Source organism: Streptomyces sp. NPDC057743, from assembly GCF_042798755.1.
GTDB lineage: Bacteria > Actinomycetota > Actinomycetes > Streptomycetales > Streptomycetaceae > Streptomyces.
This window is the reverse complement of record NZ_JBHVJX010000034.1, coordinates 17,819-40,145: the sequence shown is the minus strand read 5'-3', so window position 1 is coordinate 40,145 and position 22,327 is coordinate 17,819. Positions and strand designations below refer to the sequence as shown.

Genomic DNA, 22,327 nt, shown 5'->3' with positions numbered 1-22,327 from the left:
AAACGCCCCAATAGCTCCGCTATTCAGGACGCCCCGTCCTACCCGGCCCTGACCCATCGGGCAGGCCCTAGCCCCGCAGGTACAACCCGAACCAACGGAAGATCTCCGGCACTTGGCGCTTCCACACCGGCACGGTGTGACCGCCCGCACCCGCCGAGATCTGCTCGACGGTGACCGTCGTCGGCTGCTTCGCGAGCTGCTTGAGGCCCATCCCGGCCTGGTAACCGTCGCCGTTCGCGCCGGAGATGTACAGCGCGGTGCGGGGCGGCCGCCCGGCCGCGTTGGCGGCCTTCAGGATGTGCAGCGGGTTGGTCTCCACGCGCAGCTTGGGGTCCTTGCCGGCGAGCGAGTCCTTCTCTATGGCCGGGTCGTTGTAGCCGGACATGCCGACCGCGGCGCGGTACCGGTCCGGGTGCGCCAGCGCCAGCTTGGTCGCGCAGTGCGCGCCCGCCGAGTAGCCAGCCAGCGCCCAGGAGTCCGGCTTGTTGCCGGCCCGGAAGTTGTCGATCACCATCTGGCGGACGTCGACGGTCAGCCAGCTATCGGCGTTGACCTTGCCGGGGAGGTTGACGCACCCGGTGTCGGCGTTGGGCAGCACGTTGGTCCGCGGCGCCACCAGGATGAACGGCTTGACCGCCCCGCTCTGCATCAGCGGCGCGAGCTGCTCATTGGCCTTCAGCGACCCGAACCAGGACTTGGAGGACCCGGGGTAGCCGGGCAGCAGCTCGACCACCGGGAACTTCTTGTCCTTGTAGGCGGGGTCGTTGTACTGCGGCGGCAGCCAGACGTACACCTCGCCGTTGACGCCCGAGATCTGGCCCTTGAGGTCGGTCATCTGGACGCCGGGGCCCACCACCGGGTCGTCCGCCGGCCGGAAGTGCTGGAGCACCTTGGGCTCGTCCTTGAGGTTCTTGCCGCCCAGCCCGTCCGGCCCGAGGTTCCGGGCCGCGTCGATGTGGTTGCCGGTGCCGAGCAGGTCGCCCCAGTTGTCGTAGAGGTTGTTGGCGTTGTTGACCATCAGGAAGACCACGGTGATCGCGGTGGCCTGGGCGAACAGCAGCATCAACAGCCGTGCCAGGCCGCGCACAAGCGGCGGCCCAGCGACTCGGCCCCACACGGTGAACGGCAGCACGAGGGCGACGATCAACAGCAGGATCGAGAAGAGGAAGAAGGGCGTACCCGTCAGGCTCATCGGGATCTCGTTTCCAGGACGTATGCGCGCAGGGCGTGGGCTTGGTTCCGGCCCCGCCTACGGGCAGCGAGCCTCTCCGCGCCCTTAGATGGCGATCCGCGCGATCCTGGTTGCCCGCCTTGGCCGCTTCTTTACGCACCCCCTCCGTGCCCTGCATCACAGGGGCGGTCCCCGACCGTCCGCCCCCGCACCCCCACGCTCCCGCGAAACCGCAGGTCAGACCAGGCGGCGGGCGGCCGCCCAACGGGTCAGCTCATGACGGTTGGAGAGCTGCAACTTGCGCAGCACGGCCGAGACATGTGACTCAACCGTCTTGACGGAGATGAACAGCTGCTTGGCGATCTCCTTGTACGCGTACCCGCGGGCGATCAGCCGGAGCACCTCGCGCTCACGCTGGGTGAGGCGGTCCATGTCCTCGTCCACCGGCGGGGCGTCCGTCGAGGCGAAGGCGTCCAGGACGAAGCCGGCCAGGCGGGGCGAGAAGACCGCATCGCCGTCGGCGACCCGGAAGATCGCGTTGACCAGGTCCGTGCCGGTGATCGTCTTGGTGACGTAGCCGCGGGCGCCGCCGCGGATGACCCCGATGACGTCCTCGGCCGCGTCGGACACCGAGAGCGCCAGGAACCGCACCGGCTGCTCGGGGTCGGCCATCAGCCCGGCGCAGCGGCGCAGCACCTCGACGCCGCCGCCCCCGGGGAGGTGCACGTCCAGGAGGACGACCTCGGGGCGGGTGGCGGTGATGACCGTGATCGCCTGGTCGACGTCGGCGGCCTCGCCGACCACCTCGACGCCGGTCTGCTCGGTCCGGCCGATCTCGGCCTGGACGCCCGTCCGGAACATTCGGTGGTCGTCGACCAGCACGACCCGGACGGTGCGGTCCTGGCCCCCGCCGCCGGTCTCGCCCTGCTGTGCGTCGTCGCTGCTCATCTCGTCCGTCCGTCCTTCGCTCGCTGCCCCGTCATGATCCCCCGCCCCGTCCGCGGTGCCGCCGCGGGCCCGCCCGTCGACGCCGTCGTCCCCGGGAACGCCCGGGGATGTCATCGCGCTCATTGCGGCTCCCCCTCCGCGCCCGCGCGGCGGTCGGCGCCCCCGCGCTCCTCGCCGCGCTCCATCTCCAGCTCGACGACCGTGCCGCCGTCGGGGGCGGCGCGCAGTCGGGCGGTGCCGCCGTTGCGCTCCATACGGCCGATGATGGACTCCCGTACCCCCATCCGGTCCGCGGGCACCGCGTCCAGGTCGAAACCGGGGCCGTGGTCGCGGACCGAGACGAAGACCGTGCGGCCCTCCACCTCGGCGAACACCTGCACCGCGCCGCCCTCGCCACCGTACTTGGCGGCATTGACCATCGCCTCGCGCGCGGCCTGCATCTGCGCGCCGAGCGCCTCGTCCAACGGGCAGTCGCCCACCACCACGACCTCGATGGGGACGCCGTGGTGGTCCTCGACCTCGGCGGCGGCCGCCCGCACCGCCTCGGCCAGCGTCGCCGGCTCCTCGTCCTCATCCTTGCCGCGGCCCTCGGGCTTGTAGAGCCAGGCGCGCAGCTCGCGTTCCTGAGCGCGGGCCAGTCTGGCCACCTCCCGGGGGTCGTCGGCGTTGCGCTGGATCAGGGTGAGGGTGTGCAGGACGGAGTCGTGGACGTGGGCGGCGACCTCGGCGCGCTCCTGGGCCCGGATGCGCATCAGCCGCTCCTCGGAGAGGTCCTGGGTGATCCGGACGAGATAGGGGCCGGCGAGCAGGGCGATGCCGACGACGACGGCGAGCGCGGCCTGGAGCACCGAACCGAGGTTCTGCACGGAGCCCTGGAGCACGACGATGCCGGTGACCCCGACGCCGACCAGCAGCACCCCGGCCGCGCCGCGCACCACCGGCAGCAGGCCCTTGCGGCGCCCGAGCTCCAGCCACTGGGCGCGGCGGGAGTTGTCCGCCTGGCGCCAGACCAGGGCGACACCGGCGCCGATGAGCAGCACCGGCCAGAGGTAGACATTGGCCCGGCCCGGCTGGAAACGGGAGGCCACGATCGAGGCCCCCGCCAGGAGGGCGATCAGAGCGAGGAGTTGCCCCTTGTCGGGCCTGCGGCCCAGCAGCCGCCGCCCCTCCCCCGCCGCGGGCTGCCGGGTCTCGACGCCGCCGACGCCCAGGGGCACGAAGAACCAGAACGCGGCGTAGAGCAGCGCGCCCATGCCGTCGGCCATGAAGAGCGCGACGAAGACGATCCGCACCCAGGTGACCGGCAGCCCGAGGTGCCCGGCGAGCCCGCGCGCGACACCGCCGAGCAGCCGCCCCTCGGCGCTGCGGTAGAGCTTGCGCACGGGCGGTTCGTCGGGGTCCGGCGCCGGGGCGTAGCCCGTCTCGGCGCGCGGTGGCGCTGTGGTCATGCCTCAGATCGTCACACGCCGGCCGGGCCGGGGACATCAGGGTCGACCCTGACCGGTCCCTGAGCTTGCTCAGGGACCCGCTGCGGGTCAGCCCGCAGTCGCGGTTTTCCGGAATCCGTCCTTCACGTTCGAGAAGACCTCCTCGAACGTGGACCAGTTCGCCGACGGCGCGGAGACGTAGATCGCGTACTCCTTCGAGCCCTCGCGCCCGAAGCCCAGGTCGATGCCGCGGTACTCACGGGCCCGGCCCTGGAAGGTGAACTCCCAAATGGCGGCCGGGTCGCCCTGGTAGATGGTGTCTTGGAGCCGGAGGCGCTTGTAGTTGGGGTATTGGCGCTTCATGTCCGATTCGACGCTCTTGAAGTGCTGCACCTGGTCCGCGGAGGCGAAGTCGAGGCTGCTGATGGTGAGCTGCGCCAGGTCGGCGTTGGAGGAGTAGACGATCTGCCGGCCGGGCTCCTTGACCTCCCGCTTCCAGCCCGAGGGCACCGGGAAGGTCACCCCCATGTCCTTCTCGGTGGCCTGGCGGTAGCCCTGGGGCAGGGGCGGCGGCGGTTCGGCGCTGGGGGTCGGCCGCGCCGGAGGGGAGGGGACGCTGTCGCCCGCCTGGTTGGTCGAACTGCCGTCGCTCTTGCGGTGGCTGACGTACCAGGCCGTGCCCGCGCCGCCGCCGACGACCAGGACGCCGACGACGCTCCAGACCACGACCCGGCCCCGCCGCTTGCGGGGCGCCGGGGAGCCGCCGAGCACATCGGTGCGGGCCTCGGTGGGCGTGCGGGAGGCCGCCGCGCCCGGTACGGACACCGGGCCGGTCACCTCGCCGTCCAGGGCCGCGCCGACGGGAAGGCCGGCGGCGGGATGGCCACCGGGAGCCGCGCCGGTCGCCGGTCCCGGATGGCTACCGGTTCCGGCGGTGGTCCCCGCGGTGGCTCCGGCAGCCGCCCCAGGGGCGGTCCCGGTCGTGGTCCCCGCCCTGGTACCCGCGGCGCTCCCGGTGGTCGAGCCGGTGTCCGCGCCGCCCCCGGTGGGGCTTTGGGTACTGCCGGGGCCGGTGCCGGTGTTGGCGTGGGTGGAGGTGGCCGGGGTGCCGGTGTGCGTGACCGGACGGGTGGGCGCCTCGGAGGGCTCGCCCTCGGTGCGCCGGCCGCGGCCCACCGTCCCCAGGGCCAGCGTGGGCCAGCCCATCAGCGCCGTGTCCACCTCGGCCTCGGCGGCCCGCAGCGCCTGCTCGACGACCTCGGCGGTGGGCCGCTCGGCCGGCTCCTTGGCCAGCAGTGCCTCGATCAGGGCGGTCAACTGGCCAGCGCTGCGCGGCGGCTCCAACGGGTCGACGGCGATGGCGTACGCCGTCTCGACCGCGGTGTTCTTACGGAACGGCGGCTTCCCCTCGACCGCCTGATAGAGCGTCGCCCCCAGCGCCCACAGGTCCGAAGCCGGCCCCGGCGTACCGCCCTTGACCCGCTCGGGCGCCAGGTAGTCGATGGAGCCGACGAGTTCGCCGGTCTTGGTGAGGGTGGAGGTGCCGGTGGCGACGGCGATGCCGAAGTCGGTGAGGACCACCCGGCCGTCCTCACCGAGCAGCACGTTGCCCGGCTTGACGTCGCGGTGCAGCACGCCGGCGGAGTGCGCGGCCCGCAGCGCGGAAATCATGCCGCGGCCGATCCGGGCGGTCTCCCGGGGCGAGAGGTAAGTGCCGGACTGCGCCGCCTCCTTGATGGCGTCGCCGAGCGTCGAGGAGGGGACGTACTCCATGACGATGCACGGCGACCCCTCGTCGTCCACGACGTCGTGGACGCCGACGACGTTGGGGTGGTTGATCCGCGCCGCGGCCTGCGCCTCACGGGTGGTGCGCTCGTGGCGGGTGGCGAGTTCGTCCGCGTCGAGTTGGGGCGAGACGTGCAGGCGTTTCACCGCGACCTGACGCCCCAGGAGCTCGTCCCGGGCCCGCCAGACGGTGCCCATACCGCCTTGGCCTATCCGCTGGACCAGGCGATACCGCCCGGCGACCAGTCGCCCCTCGTCCTCCGACACCGCACGCCCCTCCGGAAACCCGTACGTATTCAGGTTCAGGGCGCAACGATAGTCTTCGGCCGGACGGAAAAGAGCTCCGGCCACCGCCGCGACGAGTTCTTTTTCCGACGCGGGTCGCGGCGCACGCGGCGGGCGCGGCCACTTTTCGGCGGCTCGGGGCGTGGTTCGACGCCCCACGGCGCGCTCTGGAAGGCCCGGTTCTGGGCCCCTCGGGGAAAACCCCAGGGTCGCTCCGGGGGATCTCAGGGGTCAGCCAGGGTTTTCACCGATACCGCGCGCCCGCCGCCCTTGTCACCATGTCTCCATGAACGATGCACCCACCGCCGCGGAGCCGACGGCCTCCGACCCCGCCGGCCCCACCCCGCCGCGCCCGCCGCTGCGCCGCAGCCGGCGGCACAAGGTCGTCGCGGGCGTGTGCGGCGGCCTCGGCCGGCAGTGGGACGTCGATCCGGTGATCTTCCGGGTCGTGCTCGCCGTGCTCTCCATCGGCGGGCTCGGCCTGATCTTCTACGGCTTCGCCTGGCTGATCGTGCCCCTTGAGGGCCAGGAGGAGAACGAGGGCCGCCGGCTGCTCTCCGGCCGGGTCGAGGGCTCGGCGCTGACGGCGCTGCTGTGTGCGCTGGCCGGCTGCGCGCTGTTCCTGACCACGCTCGGCAAGGGCAGCATGATGTCCTTCGCGATCATGGTGACGCTGGCGGTGGCCGGCGCCGCCTACTGGTCGCGGCAGCGCCGCCGGGCGCAGTCCGAGGGCCTGGGCTCCGTTGATGCCGCCACGGCCCAGGCGGTCGCCGACGCCCCGCCGGAGGCCACCGCGCCCCCGGCCCCCAACGCCCCGTCCTGGTGGCGCGATCCGCGCACCGAGGCACTGATGCGCCGCGGCTATCTCTGGGGCCCGGAGGACGCCCGGCTCGACATCAGCTACGACTTCACCCACGGGGCGCCCGACGACGCGGACGCCAGCCCCGGGCAGCCCGGCGCGGTTCCGTCCCCCCCGGCCGCCGCGCGCACCGCCGCCCCGCCCCGGCCCCTACGCGGCCGGGCGATCGGCGGGCGGACGTTCGTGCTCGCCGTGCTGGCGGGCACCGGCACCGGCCTCGCCGTGTCCCGGCACGCCGCGCTGGCCCCGTCCCTCCAGGCGGGCCTGGCCTGCGCGTTGGCCGTCTTCGGGCTGGGCCTCCTCCTGAGCGCGTGGCTGGGGCGCACCGGCGGCGGCACGGTCTTCCTGATGATGCTGACGGCGGCCCTGCTGGCCGGTGCGACGGCGCTGCCCCCCACCGTCACCGCCGACTGGCAGCGCCGCACCTGGACGCCGGCCGCCGCCACCGCCGTCCAGCCGCGCTACGCGGTCGGCTCCGGTGAGGCCCGGCTGGATCTCTCCCAACTCCCCCTCAAACCCGGCGCGACGGTCCACAGCACGGCGGAAGTCGGCGCCGGGCGGCTCCAGGTGACGCTGCCGCAGCGCACCACCGCGACGCTCCACCTCTCGCTCGGCGCCGGTGACATCCAGATGCCGGGCGATGCGGCCAACGACGTGGAGATCGTCGCCGGGCACCGCCAGCGGACCGTCACGTTGGCCGCGGAGGGCCTCAGGAAGGGCGAGCCGCCGCACGGCGCACTGGAGTTGGACCTCAAGGTCGGCGTCGGTCAGATCGCCGTCGAGCGTGCCGCGCCGACCCCCTCGGCCACCCCGTCCCCGGCCCAGACCCCCCAGGGAGCCTCCAAGTGAAGCGTCACCCCTTCGAGCCGGGCCGCCTGATCACCGGCGTCGCCGCCCTCGCCGTCGGCGTCGGCTACGGCCTCGACGCCGTCGGCCGCTGGCACGCCCCCGGCCCCTGGCTGTTCTTCGCCATCCCGGCCGGCCTGCTGCTCTCCGGCATCACCACGGCCGTCTGGGCCACCGTCCGACGCCACCACCACCGGGACGCCCCGCCCCGGCAGCCGTCATGACGGGCGGCCGCCGGCGGAGCACCGAGCGCTGCGCGATGGAAGGACCGGGCGATGGGCGACATGCTCCTGCTCGCACGGCTGAAGCACCGGGGCGCCCCCACTCCCCCGTAGAACCCCGCCCCGGCAGTCGTCATGACGAACAACCCGCGGCGGAACGCCGAGCACCAGGCGACAAACGAGCCGGCAAGGGGCAGCACGCCCACGCCCGCGGTGTTGAGGTGCTCGGGCGCTTCCGCTCAGCCGTAGAGCTGTCCCCCCTGTCGGCTGCGGCGGTGGGTGAGTGCGGCGTCGAGCGAGAAGCGCGGTGCGCCGGCCAGTACCAGCGGGGTCCAGGCGATCAGATAGGCGAGGTCGTTGCCGTAGTAGTAGGGGGCGGCCGGCCAGCTCACGGTGAGCCAGAGGGTCAGCGAGATCAGCGCGCCCCCGAGGGCCGCCAGCCGGCCCAGCAGCCCCAGCAGCGTCCCGATACCGACCAGCACCTCGCCGCCGGCGAGCGCATAGCCGAAGGCCACCGGGCTGTGCTGCGCCAGCTCCACCAGTTGCGGTAGCGCCGCGGAGTCGTGGACCTGCCGCAGCAGTTCGCCCAGCGAGCCCTTGCCGCCGGTGCTCAGGAAGGCCCGGTCCGTCAGCTTCTGGGTTCCGGCGTAGAGGAAGGTGGCGCCCAGGAAGAGGCGCAGCGGGAGCAGGGCGTGCCGCGCCAGCCCGCCCCGGAGCCCGCCGGGCCGGGTACCGGCCAGGTCGGCGGGGTGCGTGCGGTGTGCGTGGGCCATGACGTCTGCCTCTCCGTTGCCACCGGGGGCAGACGATTGTGCCGGGACCCGCACGGCTTGGCGAGATGCGTACGCGCGGTTGCGCGAGATTCCCACCCGCATTCCCTCCGGCGCCGGAGACGGATCCGCCCATACGGGCCCCAACGCCGGCCCCCAGCACCGCCCGCGCGAGGCCGAACGAGCCCGAGACCGGACGAACACGAGGCCCGGCGAACACGAGGCCAAGCGCAAGGCCAGGCGTGAAGCCGGCCAACATCCCTACGCCACCGCCCAGATGGGCCCCGCCAACGCCGGCCCCGTGTCACCACCCACACAAGGCCGGACAAGAACGACACCGGACAAGCACGACACCGGACGAGCGCAAGGCGGGAAACGACCGCAAGGCCGGCTGAGCGCCATGCCGGACGAGCACAGGGATGGATGCGCCCGAGACCGAGCGCAAGGCCAGGTGCAAGACCAGGCGTGAGGGCGGGCACAAGACCAGTCGCGAGCCCGGCCAACATCCTTACGTCATCGCCCAGATGCGCGCCCCCCGCGGCCAACGGGCCATCAACCCCACTTAGGCATCAGTAGGGTTGAACCACCACAGCACCAAGCGGATGGGCCACCGCCCCCACCGCCCCCGCTCGCCTCAGTCCTGGACCTCGATCCGGTAGGACCGGGTTTCCGCGCCGGCGGCCGTGATCACCCGGACGTCCACGGGGCCCGGTTCCACGTCGACCGGGACCGGCACGGTCAGCACCCCGTCCGTCGGGTTGCCGAATCCGCCGGGCACCGGCACCAGCGGGACGGGCACATGCACCCCGCCGATCCGGACGACCGTACGGGCCAGCCGGTCCGGGGTCGCCGCCCCGGGCGGGACGAAGCCGGCACCGCGGATCTCGATGTCGTCGCCGGTGCGGATCGGGGCGGCGAGGTCGCCGAGCTCCCTGGCGCGCACCACGGAGAGGATCACCGGCCGGCCCCCGGAGACGGCCTTGCCCGCCAGGTACGTCACCGCGGAGAGCGCCGCCAGGACCACCAACACCCAGGGGAGCCCGGGCAGTTGGGTCGGGTCTCCGGCCAGTCGGACCAGGGCGAAGGCCAGCACGGCCGCGTTCACCAGCACGTACTGCGCGTCGGTGAAGCTGCCGCGGCCCCCGTCGTCGGCCAGCAGGTCGGCGACCCGCGGCCGGTCGGCCGGCACCTTCTGCACCCGTCCGGCGCGGACCCGCCCGGCGGTCATCCCGTAGGCCAGCACGGCCACCGTGGACCCGATGGCCAGCATGGCCAACAGTCCGCCCGAGGAGACCAGTCCGAGCCCGGAGAGCAGGTGGTGCCGGGCATCCGGGCCGGGGCCCAGCGCCAGTTGGACGGCGAGCGTCAGGACGGCGTAGAGCACCGCCGTCACCCAGGCCACGGCCACCGCCCGGGAGGTGGACAGCCGGTGATCCTCGCCGACCAACGGGGCCAGCGCGCCGCCCTGTTCGCGGTGGAGGCGGGCCGCGGCCGTCACCCCGAGCGCCAGGAGGCCGGCCGCGGCCAGCGTGGCCGTGCGGCCCGCCGTCCAGCCGTGCCCGACGGCGGTGAGCGCCTGCCCGAGCAGCAGGGCCAACACCCCGGCCCAGACCGCCAGTACGGCGCGCAGGCGGGCCGTCGCCGGCCAGGTGGCGCCCTCGGCCGCGCCGCGTTCGGCCAACAGGCGGGCCGACAGGGCGAGTTCATCGGACACCCACTGCCGGGCGGCGCCCGCGGAGTGCGCCAACCCGGCCGGCACCCCGCGCCCGGCGGCGAACTCCTCGCGCAGCGCGACGAACGCGGCGAGCGCCTGCCGGTGCCCCTCGCGGGCCCCGTGCGGGCACTGTCCGCACCGGCATCCGCCGCCGTCGCCGGGCCCCGCGCCGCCTCCCGGCTCGCTCCTCCCGGCCACTGTGCTCGCCGATTCCACCGACACGTCCGTACCGCCCCGCCGCGCTCGTATCAACTTCTCTTCCCTGGACGGGAATTGTGCCGTAGACCACCGGGGCGAGGGGTAATCGTCCAGGTCACGGAAGTCCCGTTGGGCATCGGCAGGTTGACGCTCACCTGTGCGCAGGCGGTGCGGCGGCCCGCCGGTCGCCCGGACGCGCTTTCCCCGATGCCCCCCGTTTGGGCGAATCGCCGTCGAGGGGCGGCTGCCCGGCCCGGGCGCTGCGCAGACTTCCCGCCGTGCACGAGATACACGAATCTGTCCGAAACGACGCCGGCGCCACAGCGCGCCGGCGCTCCCGTGTTCGGCGCGGTGGCCGGTCCGCGGGTCGGCCGCCGTTCGCCGCCCTGGTCCGCGCCGCGGCCCTGGCGCTGGCCGCGGCGTCGACGCTCGCGGCCGCGCTGGCCCTGGTCACGTCCCCGCCGGCGGCGGCCCACCCCGGACCGCTCCAGCGGCCGTCCGGCGACAACTGCGCCTACGCGGGCACCGCTCCGCCCGTCCACCTGCCCACCGAGTTCCCCATGCCGCCCGGCTGGCACTTCCCCTGCACCAAGCCGACGCACCACCCCCCGCCCCGTCCCACGCCCAAACCGGCCCCGCCGCCGCCCAGTCGGAGCGCGGCGCCGCGGCCCCACCCATGGCACGCGCCGCCCGACCCACCGGCGCCCCGGCCGTCACCGCCGGCGCCACCGCCCGCGCGCCCCACGCCGCCGGCGCCACCACCCCCCTCAACGCCCCCGCACCTCCTGGAAGTTCCGCAGCCGGCGGCCCGGCACGACTATGTGCCGCCGGCCCGCCACAAGCCGCACCGCGGGCGCTCCGTGGTGACCCGGATGCTGCTGGTCACCACCCCGGCCGTGGTGGCCGGCGTCGCCCTCCGTCCCCGTTCGCGCTCCTCGTCCCGCACCGCCGGGCGCAGCTCCTCGTAGGAGGTCTCCATGTCGCAATGGCTGGTGTTGACCATCGCCATGGCCGCGGTCTGCGGCGTCGTGCTGTCCATCACCGTCCTCAAGGACCGCCGAATCGGCGAGGACGACGACCCGTCCGAGACGCCGGACGTGATCGAGTACCTGACGATGATGGTGGGCGTGGTCTACGCGATCGTGCTGGGCCTGGCCATCGCCGGTGTCTGGGAGGCCCGCAGCACCGCCGAGGACACCGTGCGGGCCGAGGCGCAGGCGCTGCACGAGGTCAGCGCGCGGGCCCAGGCGTGGCCGGCACCCGTACGGGACGCCATCCGCGCGGACGCCAACTCCTATGTCAGCTATGTCGTCCACAAGGAGTGGCCGGTGATGGCCGAGCGCGGCGAGCTCACCGATCAGGGCGACGCCCTGCTGGCGAAGGTCCGCTCCGACGTCATCGGCTACCACCCGCGGGACGACTACGAGCGGGAGTCCTACCAGCCCCTCATCGACCAGGTGGCGGCCGCGGACAGCGCGCGGATGGCCCGTTCGGACGCGGCGGAACCGACGCTTCCCGGAGTGGTGTGGTTCGGGCTGATCGTCGGGGGCGTGATCTCGATCGGGGTGATGTTCACGCTCCAGATCAGGCGCTCGGCACGGGAGTTGCTGATGGCCGGCCTGTTCAGTGCGCTGATCGCCTTCCTGCTCTTCCTCGTCTGGGACTTCGACGCGCCGTTCAGCCGGGGGCTGCCGGCCGCCGTGGATCCGTTCCTGAAGCTCTTCCCGCAGAAGTAGCGCCCGGGAGCACTCGATACCCGCGGACGGCGCTCACCGGGCCTCTCACGGCCTCCTGAGCGCCGTCCGTCGCGTGCGCGCGGGCCCGACCTCGCGCACGCGACCGACAGGCCGGCAGCGCCAGCAGAACATCGCTAGCCGAACATCTCCGGTTCGCGCCGGGCGATCTGCTGGTACAGCGGCTGGTAGTTGATCCAGGCGACCAGGTCGCTGCCGAGCTGCTCCCGGGTGCGCACCGCGTCCTGGTGGGCGATCGGCACCGGCTTGCCGGCCGCCTTGGCGGCCAGCTGCACCTGGCAGCAGCGCTCCATGGTGAGGAACCACCAGGCCGCCGCGTCGACCGAGTCGCCGACCGTCAACAGCCCGTGGTTCCGCAGGATCACCGCCTTGTGCGGGCCGAGCGCGGCGGCCACCTTGCGGGCCTCCTCCTCGTCCACCACCACGCCCGTATAGGCGTTGTAGAGAACGTGGTCCTCGTAGAACGCGCAGACGTCCTGGGTGATCGGGGCGAGGGGCTCCCCCAGGGCGGAGAGTGCGCGCCCGTAGGGGGAATGGCTGTGGGCGGCGGCGACGACGTCTGGGCGGGCCCGGTGGATCTGCGCGTGGAGCGTGAACGCCGCCTGGTTGACGTGGTGGTGGCCCTCGACGACCTTCCCGTCGCCGTTGACCAGGATCAGGTCGCCGACGGTCAGCAGCGCGAACGCGAGGCCGAAGGGGTTGACCCAGTAGCAGTCGGTCAACTCCGGGTCCCGCACGGTGAAATGACCCGATACGCCCTCGTCGAACCCGTGCCGGCCGAACAGGCGCAGCGCCGCCACCAGGCGCTCCTTGCGGTGCCGCCGCTCCTCCTCGACGCTTGGGTGCGTCGGCGGCATCGCGAAGTACAGCTGCTCGGGGGGTATCGGGGTCGGCTCCGACATCGTGGTGCTCCTTCCGGGCGCGGGCGGCTCGCGGCGCTCGGGCGGAAGCTACCCCGCGCTTTCGCGGGAGACCAGGCCCGTGCCGCCACCAACCCGCGCCGCGCCCCAAGGGCGGCCCTACTGCTCCCGGTTGTCGCCGCCGAGCAGTTCCACGCCGCGGAGCAGCGCGGAGTGGTCGAGCGCGCCGTCGCCCCGGGCCACCGCGGAGGCGATGAGCTGGGCGGTGGTGGCGCCGACCGGGAGCGGGGCGCCGACGGTGCGGGCGGCGTCGGTGACGATGCCCATGTCCTTGTGGTGGAGTTCCAGCTTGAAGCCGGGGGCGTAGGAGCGTCGGAGGAAGTTGTCCTTCTTGCGGGTCAGGACGGTGGAGCCGGCCAGGCCGCCGTTGAGGACGTCGAGGGCGGCCGCGAGGTCGACGCCGGACTTCTCCAGGAAGACCACGGCCTCGGCGCAGGCTTGGATGTTGACGGCGACGATGAGCTGGTTGGCGGCCTTGACGGTCTGCCCGGCCCCGTGCGGGCCGCAGTGCACGAGGGTCGTGCCGAGGGCTTCCAGGACGGGCCTGGCGGCGTCGAAGTCGGCCCGCTCCCCGCCCACCATGATCGACAGGACGGCCTCGACGGCGCCGGCCTCGCCGCCGGAGACCGGGGCGTCCAGGACCCGGATGCCCTTCTCGGCGGCGTTCTTGGCCAGGTCGATGGAGGTCTGCGGGGTGATCGAGGACATGTCGATCAGCAGCGCCCCGGACCTGGCGTGGGCCAGGATGCCGTCCGGCCCGTAGGCGACCGCCTCGACCTGCGGGGAGGCCGGGACCATGGTGATGACGACGTCCGCGTCGGCGACCGCCTCGGCGATCGACCCGGCCTCCCGGCCACCCGCGGCGAGCAGCGCGCCCGCCTTGCCGGGGCTGCGGTTCCAACCGCGCACGGTGTGCCCGGCCTTGGCGAGGTTGACCGCCATGGGACTGCCCATGATGCCGAGGCCGAGGAAACCGATGGTGCTCATAGCGCGCCCCACTCACTTCCGCATACCGAAGAATGAATACCGTCTAGCGGAAAATATCTTCCCTCCTCGGTCGTCGACCGTCAACCACCGCCCGCCCGCGCCGGGCCGGCCCGCACACGACGAACGCCGCCGCCCGCACACAGCGGACGACGGCGTTCCTCATCGGGCGTCAGTGGGAGCCGCTCACTCCCACTCGATGGTGCCCGGCGGCTTGCTGGTGACGTCGAGGACGACGCGGTTGACGTCCGCGACCTCGTTGGTGATCCGCGTGGAGATCCGGGCCAGCGCCTCGTACGGCATGCGCGTCCAGTCCGCGGTCATGGCGTCCTCGGACGAGACCGGGCGGAGCACGATCGGGTGGCCGTAGGTGCGGCCGTCACCCTGGACGCCGACCGAGCGCACGTCGGCGAGCAGGACCACCGGGCACTGCCAGATCTCGCGGTCCAGACCGGCCGCGGTCAGCTCCTCGCGGGCGATGGCGTCGGCCTCGCGCAGCAGCTCCAGCCGCTCCTGGGTGACCTCGCCGACGATGCGGATGCCCAGGCCGGGGCCGGGGAACGGCTGGCGCTGGACGATGGCGTCCGGCAGGCCCAGCTCGGTGCCGACCATCCGGACCTCGTCCTTGAACAGCTTGCGCAGCGGCTCGACGAGCTCGAACTCGATGTCCTCCGGCAGGCCGCCCACGTTGTGGTGCGACTTGATGTTCGCGGTGCCGGTGCCGCCGCCGGACTCGACGATGTCCGGGTAGAGCGTGCCCTGGACCAGGAAGGCCACTTCCTCGCCGTCGGCGCCGGCCTCGGCGACCAGCTCGGCCTGGGCCTGCTCGAAGACCCGGATGAACTCCCGGCCGATGATCTTCCGCTTCTGCTCCGGGTCGGAGACGCCCTTGAGCGCGTTCAGGAACCGCTCGCTGGCGTCGACGACCTTGAGCTGGACGCCGGTGGCGGCCACGAAGTCCTTCTCGACCTGCTCGGTCTCGCCCTTGCGCATCAGGCCGTGGTCGACGTAGACGCAGGTGAGCTGGGAGCCGATGGCCTTCTGGACGAGGGCCGCGGCCACCGCGGAGTCCACGCCGCCGGACAGCCCGCAGATCGCGCGCTTGCTGCCCACCTGCTCGCGGATCGCGGCGACCTGCTCCTCGACCACCGAGGTGGTCGTCCAGCTCGGCTCGATGCCCGCGCCGCGGTAGAGGAAGTGCTCCAGGACCTGCTGGCCGTGCGTGGAGTGCATCACCTCGGGGTGGTACTGCACGCCGTAGAGCTTCTTCTCGTCGTTCTCGAAGGCGGCGACCGGGACCATGTCGGTCGACGCGCTGACCGTGAAGCCCTCGGGGGCCGCGGAGCAGGCGTCGCCGTGCGACATCCACACCGACTGCTCGACCGGGGTGCCCTCGAAGAGGGTGGAACCGGGCTTGCTGACGGTCAGGGCGGTGCCGCCGTACTCGCGGGCACCGGTGTTGTCGACCGTGCCGCCGAGCGTGGTGGCCATCAGCTGGAAGCCGTAGCACATGCCGAAGACCGGGACACCGGCCTCGAACAGTGAACGGTCAATGCTGGGGGCACCCTCGGCGTAGACCGACGACGGACCGCCGGAGAGGATGATCGCGCTGGGGTTCTTGGCGAGCATCTCGGCCACCGGCATGGTGGACGGCACGATCTCGCTGTAGACCCGGGCCTCGCGGACCCGACGGGCGATGAGCTGGGCGTACTGTGCGCCGAAGTCGACAACGAGGACGACGTCTGGTGCGGCGGCAGGGGGCGCTGATGGCACTTCGGCGGCCTTCCGGCGGTGTGGAGCAGGGGTTGGACTTTCGATTCTAACGGGCTCATACTGAGCGCCATGTCCAAGCAGCTCACCTTCGTCTTTACCTATGGCACCGGCCCGTCCGGCTGCCAAGGTCGTGCTGCTTGATCAACTGACAGCGACTTCCCCAGGCGCCCCGGGCCGACCACGGTCCGGGGCGCCTGTTGTCCGTCCGGGACCGGTACCGGTTCCCACGGCTCCCGGGGCCATAACCCAGGAGGAACGGACATGAGCACGAGCAGCGACACCGCGCGACCGACGACCATCCCCGCCGGCCCCGCCGCCCCGGACACCGGCGCGCACACCCCGGAGGCGGCCGGTGTGATCCAGGACGCCCGGCGCCGGATCGACGATCTCGACGGCCGGATCATCGGGCTCGTCCAGGAACGGATGGCGGTCTCCGCGGTCATCCAGCGCGAGCGGATCACCTCCGGCGGGCGGCGGGTGAACCTCTCCCGCGAGATGGAGGTGCTGGCGCACTACCGCGACCAGCTCGGCCGGCCGGGCACGGCGCTGGCGATGACCTTGCTGGAGCTGTCCCGGGGCCGGGTCTGACGGGCGGGTCGGACGACGGTCCGGCGGCGGGTCCGACGGCCCGATCCGCCCGGTCGCGCGGCCGGTGCGGATGGGATGCCAGTGGGGGCCCGGCTGGAACTGAGTTCGGTTGCCGACTCACCCGTACGGCGCGTGACCGGGCCCGGAGAGGCTTCGTTGTTCCCGGTGCCACGCCAGCCAGACGTGGCCTGCAGGACTACGCGTAGACGCCGCCCCACGGGCGGAAAGCCGGAGTGATGAGACGTCGGCCGCTGGCACGGCCCGCGTCGTGGGACCTCGCTCCGGTCCGTGACCGGTCAGCAGGGGACAGCAGCCCGGTCACACCGATGGGGTGGTCGGTCCTGGGGACGCCCGGGACCGACCGCATCCCGTCGAAACGGTTGCGCCAGATGAGGCGCATCCTGGACGATGCTTGACGAACCACAGACCGCTTCCGGTACGGGCCTTTGCCGCGCACGCCATTGGTCCACACCAGATGCCGGACGGTCCCGCGCCACTTTGCACCACGTCTCGCACCGCATGCGCACCGCTCCGCAACACCGCACCACCGCACCCCACTTGATGAGCCAGCGGCGCTCCCCCCCCCCCAGCGCCGCCTGTCGGTGCCGCCGCCCTGACGTCGGCACCGAACGCCAAGGGCCCCGTGGCCTCCGCATCCCCCCTCGCGGAGGAGTTCGCGGGGCCCTTCGCTGTGCCGGGCGGGCGCTACGGCTTCTTCGGCGGGACCGAAGGGACGTCCAGGAACGGCAAGTTGAGCGCGCCGAAGGCCGCGCGGGGCACGGCCGGGCGGACCGGTTCGACCGGCGCCACCCGCTCGTACGGCCGCCCCGGGGCCGGACGCGGGTCCGCCTCGCCCTTGTTGGGCCACAGGGACATGGCGCGTTCGGCCTGGGCGGTGATGGTCAGGGACGGGTTGACGCCGAGGTTGGCGGAGACCGCGGCGCCATCGACGACGGAGATGCCCGGGTGGCCGTAGAGGCGGTGGTAGGGGTCGATGACGCCGTGGTCGCCGTCCGCGCCGATCGGGCAGCCGCCGAGGAAGTGCGCGGTGAGCGGGGTGCCCATCAACTCGCCGACGTTGCTGCCCGGGAAGCCGTTGATCTCGCGGGCGAGCAGGGTGGCGGCCTCGGTGGCCTCGGGGATCTGGTTGGGGTTGGGGGCACCGTGGCCCTGCCGGGCGGTGAGCAGGCCCTTCCCCAGACCGCCCGGTTTCCGGTACGTGGTAAGGGAGTTGTCCAGGGACTGCATGACCAGGCCGATGATGCTGCGCTCGGACCAGCGGCGGTTGGAGAGCGAGCGGAGCGCCAGCGCCGGGTGGCGGACCATGTTGCCGACCCAGCCCCGGACCCGCCCGGCCGGCCGGTACGGCACCTGGAGGAGCGTCAAACTGCCCATGGAATTGGAGCCCTTGCCGTAGCGGACCGGCTCGATGTGGGTGTTCTCGTTGGGGTGGATGGACGAGGTGATGGCGACGCCCTTGGTGAAGTCGACGCGCGCGGCGCCGTGTTGCTTCCGGTAGCGGCGGTCGGTGGTCTGGGCGCCCACCAGGGCCTCGGAGTTGGTGCGGGTCAGCGTGCCGAGGCGGTCGGAGAGGTACGGCAGCAGCCGGCTGTCCTTCATGCGGTGCAGCAGCGTCTGGGTGCCGTAGGTGCCGGCGGCGAGGACCACCCGGCGGGCGGTGAAGGTCCGCCCACCCGTCGCCCGACCACCGCCCCGCACCGAGGCGCTTCGCGCCGCACCTCCTCGTCGGCCCTTCTTCTTGTTGTCGGTGGGCAGCGTCTTGACCGCGAAGCCGCCGCGGGAGTCCTCGGTGACGGCGACGACCGAGGTCATCGGGTGGATCACCGCGCCGGCCCGCTCGGCGAGGTAGAGGTAGTTCTCGTTGAGGGTGTTCTTGGCGCCGTGCCGGCAGCCGGTCATGCACGCGCCGCACTCGGTGCAGGCCCGGCGGGACGGGCCCGCGCCGCCGAAGTACGGGTCGGGCACCTCCGCGCCCGGCTTCGCCCGCGTCGCGCCGTCGGCGTCCTCGCCGTCGCCGAAGAACACCCCGACCGGCGCCATGTGGAAGGTGTCGCCGACGCCCATCTCCTGGGCGGTCGCCTTCAGATGGACGTCGGAGGGGGTCATGGTCGGGTTGAGCCGCACCCCGAGCATCCGGCGGGCCTGGTCGTAGTACGGGGCCAACTCCTGCTGCCAGTCGGTGATGTCGCGCCACTGGGGGTCGTCGAAGAACGCCTTCGGGGGCACGTAGAGGGTGTTGGCGTAGTTCAGCGAGCCGCCGCCGACGCCCGCGCCGGCCAGCACCATCACGTTGCCCAGCAGGTGGATGCGCTGGATGCCGTAGAGGCCGAGGGCGGGGGCCCACAGGTAGTTCTTCAGGTCCCAGGAACTCTTCGGCAGGGTCTCGCGCGTGAAGCGGCGGCCGGCTTCGAGGACGGCGACGCGGTAGCCCTTCTCGGTCAGGCGGAGGGCGGAGACGGAGCCGCCGAAGCCGGAGCCTACGACGAGGACGTCGTAGTCGTAATCGTCGGCGGAGCCGGAGTCGTCGGTGGTGGGCCCTGTGGTGGCGAACTCGCCGTTCGGGGTGTGGTGTGGGGAAGCGTTGTCCTGTGGCACCGGTACCTCCGTGTCCGTCTTCGGGGCTCCGCCCCGGACCCCGCTCCTCAAACGCCGGAGGGGCTGGTTTTCCCCCGGCCATGCTCCTTGAACGCCAGGGGCTGGATGGTTGGGCTCCGTCTAGCGGAGGCGGAGGGCCTTCATGGCGCGCAGGCTGCGGGTCATGAAGGCGGCGTACTTCTCGTCGTTCATGCCGAAGGACGGGGCCATGGGCATCAGGCGTTGCTGGGCGACGGTCTGGGCCTCGGTGTACTTGAGGATGCCCTCGGAGCCGTGCCGGCGGCCCAGGCCCGAGTCGCCCATGCCGCCCATCGGGGACTGCACGCTGCCGTAGCCGGCCGCGTAGGACTCGTTGACGTTGACGGTGCCGGTGCGCAAGCGGGCCGCGAGCGCCCGGCCGCGCCGGCCGTCCTTGGTCCAGACGCTGGAATTCAGGCCGTAGGGCGTGGCGTTGGCGCGGGCCACCGCCTCGTCCTCGTCGCGGAAGCGGTAGATCGAGACGACCGGGCCGAAGGTCTCCTCGCCACAGACGGCCATCGGCGTCTCGACGCCGTCCAAGATGGTCGGTTCGTAGAAGAGCGGGCCGATGTCGGGGCGGGGGCGGCCGCCGGCGAGCACCCGGGCGCCCTTGGCCACCGCCTCCTCCACGTGCCGGGTGACGGTCTCCAACTGGCGCGGGCCGACCAGCGAGCCCATGTCGGCGCCGTAGGCGAGGGCGTTGCCCAGCCGCATGGCCCTCGTACGGGCGGCGAACCGCTCGACGAAGGCGTCGGCGATCGACTCGTGGACGTAGAGCCGCTCGATGGAGATGCACAGCTGGCCCGCGGAGGAGAAGCAGCCACGGACGGCGCCGGCGGCGGCCTTCTCCACGTCGGCGTCGTGCAGCACCAACATGGCGTTCTTGCCGCCGAGTTCGAGGGAGACGCCGACGAGGCGGTCGGCGGCGCCCCGGGCGACCTCGCGGCCGGTGCGGGTGGAGCCGGTGAACGAGACGTAGTCGGCGTGCCGGACGACCTCCGGGCCGACGACCGGGCCCTCGCCGAGGACCACCTGCCAGACGTCCTCGGGGAGCCCGGCCTCGATCAGCTGCTCGCGCGCCCACAGGGCGGTCAGCGCGGTCTCGGTGTCGGGTTTCATGACCACGGCGTTGCCGGCGACGAAGGCCGGCAGGGCGTCGCCGACGGTGAGCTCGAAGGGGTAGTTCCAGGGGGCGATCTGCCCCACCACCCCGCGCGGCTGGCGGAGTTCGGTGACCTTGGTGAGGGTCGGGACGACGCCGGTGTGGCCCTTGGGGCGGAGGTAGGCGGGAGCCTTGCGACCGTAGTGGCGGGCGGCGACGGCGACCGCCTGGAGCTCCTCGTGGGCGTGCAGCCGCGCCTTGCCGGTCTCCAGCTGGATCAGGTCCAGCACCTCGGCCTGTCGGCGCAGGACCAGGTCGTGGAAGCGGAGCAGGACCGCGGCGCGCTGCCGGACCGGGACCCGCGCCCAGCGCTCCTGGGCGGCGCGGGCCCGCTCGAAGGCGGTGGCCACGTCCTTTGGGGTGGACTCGGGCAGGTCCGCCAACTTCTCGCCGGTGAACGGGGCGTGGTTGGCGGTCGCGCCGCTGCCGACCACGGGCCGGGTGAGGCGGGCGGCCACCTCCGGGGGGACGACGTCCGCTGCGGTACGGGTGCCGGGCGCGGCTATGGCGACCGGGTTGCCGTCCGCGCGGGGCGCGGCGGGCGCGGCCGGATCGGCCTCCGTGCTGGGCGCGGTGGGGTCCTTGGGGGCCGTCGTGGACGCCGGGGCGTCCTGGGGGACCTGGGCGCCCTGGGGTGCCGCTTCGGAGGTGGCCGTTCCGGTGTCCTGCGAGTCCGTCATGCGGGCGAGCGTATTCGTCCGGGACCGCTTTGTGTACCCGGCGGTAACAGGTTTTCCCACGCTAGCCACCATCGCGCCAGTATTTGCTGGCCGCAAGGGGGGTGGGCTGGGCAGATGGGGCGGGGTGGGTCGGTGCGGTGCGGTGCGGCGCAGGACCGGTTGGCGTCGGTGTCCGCCAAGACGTCCAAGTCGCGCGGGACATGCAAGGGGCGCAAGACGCGCAAGACGTCAACGCCTTGTCCACCCTGGCGTCAACACCCCTCCCGATATCGGCCGTTAGCCCTATCGGCACGCCATCGCACCGTTTCCCCGCCAACTCGCCTCCCACGTTGATCAACTCGCGACACACGGAGCGGAACCTCCCCCGCCCCTCCGGCCGTCCTTGACACAGTGAGGCGGCGGCTTCGGCGGCGACGCCGGTATGGCAACGGGCGGCACGGGAACGGGGATCGGGCATGGTCATGCGGGACGGCGACGCACTGGACGTCCGTCCGGGCGGGGATCCGACCCACGCCGCGCCCCGGCACCACGCCGCGTACCACACCACCGCGTTCTTCCTCACCCTCTACGCCGCCGCGCTCGCCGCCTGGACGGTGTACGGCATCGTCCAAGGGGACGGTTCGGTCTGGGACTTCGTCGAGGGGCTGTTCAATCCCGGCGCCGCCCCCGCGTCCCAGTTGGTCGGCCCCTACGAGTGGGCCTTCGCCGCGGCCTGCCTGGCGACCGCCGGCCTGGCCGTCGCGCACCGCCGGCCGGCCCGCAGCGCCGCCCTGTTCTGCGGGTTCTTCCTGCTCGCCGTCTCGCTGCGGGAGGCGATCGGCCTGAGTGACGCCGCCTACCGGGACCAGTACGCCACCGACCCGCTCGGCGGCTGGGCGCTGGCCACTCGGGTGCTGGGGCTGGTGGTCGCGGTGGTCGTCCTGACGAAGATGTTCCCGGCGAGGGAGACGGCGGGGGCGGCGAAGAAGCGGGCCGTGGCGGGGCGTTGGCGTCGCCCCCGGGCCGGCGGGTCCGCCCCGGTTGCCCCGACCCTGCTGGCCGCGCCGGACGCTCCGCCCCTCTGCCCCGGCCCCCGGGACCGTCGGCTCGCCCGCATCTGCGGCGTGCTCTTCCTGATCATGGGCCTAGCCCGGCTCTCCTGGACCACGTACGACCTGACGTCCGCCGGGATGGCGGCCGCTCGCCGCTACCTCCGCGGCGCGGTGGACGGCTCGGTCCTGGGCACCCTCAATCTGGCCACCTCCAGCGAGTTCACCACCCTCGGCTCGCTGCTGGGCTTCCTCGTGCTGGGCGTGCTGGCCTGCCGCGCCCGCCACGACGTCCGCGGCGCGCTGCTGGTCTTCGCCTCGGTCGAGCTCTACCTCATCGTCCGCACGGTGGTCTGGCTGACCGTCACCGACTTCTTCAACCAGTCCTTCGCCACCCCCGACGGCGCGCTCTACATGGCCACCACGGCGTTCGGTCTGGCCGCGATGACATCGGTGTTGGTGCTGGCGATGGGGCGCGGCCTGAAGGTCGGGGAGGGCGTCGTCGACGGGGTGGGGCCGGGGGTCGGGGAGGGGTAGCCCTGCGGGCGGCTCCGGGCGGTGGCGCAACACCGTCGCGCCC

17 protein-coding genes are annotated in these 22,327 nt (G+C 73.0%); 6 read left to right on the top strand and 11 right to left on the bottom strand.

All coding sequences use genetic code 11. The features are described from left to right. Positions 1-67 precede the first annotated feature (67 nt). The 4 genes from ACFVFQ_RS30425 to ACFVFQ_RS30410 form a co-directional block, all read right to left on the bottom strand. Positions 68-1,192, bottom strand: a complete 1,125-nt coding sequence (locus ACFVFQ_RS30425; RefSeq protein WP_383422176.1) for an alpha/beta hydrolase — start codon at positions 1,190-1,192, stop codon at positions 68-70. Between the two features lie 216 nt (positions 1,193-1,408). After that, positions 1,409-2,119, bottom strand: a complete 711-nt coding sequence (locus tag ACFVFQ_RS30420; RefSeq protein ID WP_383422238.1) for a LuxR C-terminal-related transcriptional regulator — start codon at positions 2,117-2,119, stop codon at positions 1,409-1,411. A 119-nt stretch (positions 2,120-2,238) separates the two neighbouring features. Beyond that, entirely contained in the window at positions 2,239-3,567 is a 1,329-nt protein-coding gene (locus tag ACFVFQ_RS30415) for a PspC domain-containing protein (protein WP_383422174.1), read from the bottom strand. An 87-nt stretch (positions 3,568-3,654) separates the two neighbouring features. Further along, on the bottom strand, positions 3,655-5,598 hold the full coding sequence (locus ACFVFQ_RS30410; protein WP_383422172.1) for a serine/threonine-protein kinase: 1,944 nt from the start codon (positions 5,596-5,598) through the stop codon (positions 3,655-3,657). Positions 5,599-5,902: 304 nt separating this feature from the next. Here ACFVFQ_RS30410 and ACFVFQ_RS30405 point away from each other — a divergent pair, with 304 nt between their 5' ends. Both ACFVFQ_RS30405 and ACFVFQ_RS30400 read left to right on the top strand, forming a co-directional pair. Further along, positions 5,903-7,324: a PspC domain-containing protein gene (locus tag ACFVFQ_RS30405; protein ID WP_383422170.1), complete on the top strand. Its 1,422-nt coding sequence runs from the start codon at positions 5,903-5,905 to the stop codon at positions 7,322-7,324. Continuing rightward, positions 7,321-7,545 (top strand): hypothetical protein, encoded by a 225-nt coding sequence (locus tag ACFVFQ_RS30400; RefSeq protein WP_383422168.1) that lies wholly within the window; start codon positions 7,321-7,323, stop codon positions 7,543-7,545. Before ACFVFQ_RS30405 ends, ACFVFQ_RS30400 begins: the two co-directional genes overlap by 4 nt. Positions 7,546-7,781: 236 nt before the next feature. Here ACFVFQ_RS30400 and ACFVFQ_RS30395 read toward each other — a convergent pair whose 3' ends face one another. Continuing rightward, positions 7,782-8,315, bottom strand: a complete 534-nt coding sequence (locus tag ACFVFQ_RS30395) for a TQO small subunit DoxD (RefSeq protein ID WP_383422166.1) — start codon at positions 8,313-8,315, stop codon at positions 7,782-7,784. Positions 8,316-8,946: 631 nt separating this feature from the next. Continuing rightward, on the bottom strand, positions 8,947-10,248 hold the full coding sequence (locus ACFVFQ_RS30390) for a hypothetical protein (RefSeq protein ID WP_383422236.1): 1,302 nt from the start codon (positions 10,246-10,248) through the stop codon (positions 8,947-8,949). A gap of 254 nt (positions 10,249-10,502) precedes the next feature. On the opposite strand from ACFVFQ_RS30390, the gene ACFVFQ_RS30385 reads away from it, so the two are divergent. Together ACFVFQ_RS30385 and ACFVFQ_RS30380 are read left to right on the top strand one after the other, a co-directional pair. Next, positions 10,503-11,192, top strand: coding sequence for a hypothetical protein (locus ACFVFQ_RS30385; RefSeq protein ID WP_383422165.1), 690 nt, complete (start codon positions 10,503-10,505; stop codon positions 11,190-11,192). 9 nt (positions 11,193-11,201) lie between these two features. Continuing rightward, positions 11,202-11,960 (top strand): hypothetical protein, encoded by a 759-nt coding sequence (locus tag ACFVFQ_RS30380; protein WP_383422163.1) that lies wholly within the window; start codon positions 11,202-11,204, stop codon positions 11,958-11,960. A gap of 134 nt (positions 11,961-12,094) precedes the next feature. Here ACFVFQ_RS30380 and ACFVFQ_RS30375 read toward each other — a convergent pair whose 3' ends face one another. The 3 genes from ACFVFQ_RS30375 to guaA all read right to left on the bottom strand — a co-directional run bounded on the left by ACFVFQ_RS30375 (position 12,095) and on the right by guaA (position 15,655). Beyond that, positions 12,095-12,880: a class II aldolase/adducin family protein gene (locus tag ACFVFQ_RS30375; protein WP_383422161.1), complete on the bottom strand. Its 786-nt coding sequence runs from the start codon at positions 12,878-12,880 to the stop codon at positions 12,095-12,097. A gap of 117 nt (positions 12,881-12,997) precedes the next feature. Continuing rightward, positions 12,998-13,885 carry a 2-hydroxy-3-oxopropionate reductase gene (locus ACFVFQ_RS30370; RefSeq protein ID WP_383422159.1) on the bottom strand — a complete coding sequence of 296 codons (888 nt, stop codon included), beginning with the start codon at positions 13,883-13,885 and terminating at the stop codon, positions 12,998-13,000. Positions 13,886-14,068: 183 nt separating this feature from the next. Next, complete coding sequence (guaA, locus tag ACFVFQ_RS30365; protein WP_383422157.1) at positions 14,069-15,655, bottom strand: glutamine-hydrolyzing GMP synthase; 1,587 nt, start codon at positions 15,653-15,655, stop codon at positions 14,069-14,071. Between the two features lie 261 nt (positions 15,656-15,916). Here guaA and ACFVFQ_RS30360 point away from each other — a divergent pair, with 261 nt between their 5' ends. Continuing rightward, positions 15,917-16,243 carry a chorismate mutase gene (locus ACFVFQ_RS30360; protein WP_383422155.1) on the top strand — a complete coding sequence of 109 codons (327 nt, stop codon included), beginning with the start codon at positions 15,917-15,919 and terminating at the stop codon, positions 16,241-16,243. Positions 16,244-16,948: 705 nt separating this feature from the next. Here ACFVFQ_RS30360 and ACFVFQ_RS30355 read toward each other — a convergent pair. Next, entirely contained in the window at positions 16,949-18,859 is a 1,911-nt protein-coding gene (locus ACFVFQ_RS30355) for a GMC oxidoreductase (RefSeq protein ID WP_383422153.1), read from the bottom strand. A 120-nt stretch (positions 18,860-18,979) separates the two neighbouring features. Then, positions 18,980-20,719, bottom strand: a complete 1,740-nt coding sequence (locus ACFVFQ_RS30350; RefSeq protein ID WP_383422151.1) for a succinic semialdehyde dehydrogenase — start codon at positions 20,717-20,719, stop codon at positions 18,980-18,982. A gap of 455 nt (positions 20,720-21,174) precedes the next feature. Between ACFVFQ_RS30350 and ACFVFQ_RS30345 the strand changes: the two genes are divergently transcribed. Beyond that, on the top strand, positions 21,175-22,284 hold the full coding sequence (locus ACFVFQ_RS30345) for a hypothetical protein (RefSeq protein ID WP_383422149.1): 1,110 nt from the start codon (positions 21,175-21,177) through the stop codon (positions 22,282-22,284). Positions 22,285-22,327 lie beyond the last annotated feature (43 nt).